Origin of the sequence: Teichococcus aestuarii (genome assembly GCF_003116135.1) — a bacterium.
Taxonomy (GTDB): domain Bacteria; phylum Pseudomonadota; class Alphaproteobacteria; order Acetobacterales; family Acetobacteraceae; genus Pseudoroseomonas; species Pseudoroseomonas aestuarii.
This window is the reverse complement of sequence record NZ_PDOA01000075.1, coordinates 1-840: the sequence shown is the minus strand read 5'-3', so window position 1 is coordinate 840 and position 840 is coordinate 1. Positions and strand designations below refer to the sequence as shown.

Genomic DNA, 840 nt, shown 5'->3' with positions numbered 1-840 from the left:
GGCGGGAGATAAAGCAGGCTTGCCCCGGCGGCTTTGATTGCAGGCCTGACGCCCGCACCCTTGTGGCTGCCCAGGTTGTCCATGATGACGATGTCACCGGGCGCCAGTTCGGGTACCAGCACCTGATCGACGTAGGCTTGGAAGGCGGCGCCGTTGATCGGCCCGTCGAGCACCATTGGCGCGATCATGCCGCTGTTGCGCAGCCCAGCAATGAAGGTCGTGGTCTTCCAGTGCCCGTGTGGGATTGCGGCCCGCAGCCGTTGGCCACGACGTGCTCGACCATGGGTGCGCGCCATCTTCGTCGACGCCCAGGTTTCATCAATGAACACCAGGCAGTCCGGTTCGAGATCGGGCTGGCCTTCGAACCAGTCCCAGCGCCGTTTCAGGATGTCCGGACGGTCCTGCTCCGCGGCATGCGCCGTCTTTTTTGCGCGTGATCTGGCGCCGCTGAAAGAACCGCCAGATCGTCGTGATGCCTGCCGCCACACCGGCCCTGGCGAGCTCAGCCCGGATCTCCGTCAGCGCGATGTCAGACTTCCGCTCGACGAGCGCCAGGATTAGCGCTGCGTGGGCTTCGATGTGCGAGGACCGACGGTCGCCGCCCAGCGGTCCGGGTGCGACTGACCCCGCCTCCCGCGACAGAGCGCGCCAGCGGATTGCGCTGGAGGCACTCACCCCGAAGCGGGCTGCCGCCGCCCGGCAGGATGCTCCTGCCGCTATTGCCGCCACCACCCGCTCGCGCAGATCCACTGACAGCGCTTTCGACATGCCCGTCGCCCCTCCAATACCAGGGCAACTGAATCACCTTCCGCCCGGCGCCGGGATCACAAGCGATTCAGT

At 66.4% G+C, this 840-nt stretch carries 1 pseudogene; it reads right to left on the bottom strand.

Going from position 1 to position 840, the window contains the following annotated elements:
* Positions 1–768: pseudogene (locus CR165_RS25900) on the bottom strand (IS630 family transposase); the annotation flags it as partial.
* Between the last annotated feature and the right edge of the window lie 72 nt (positions 769–840).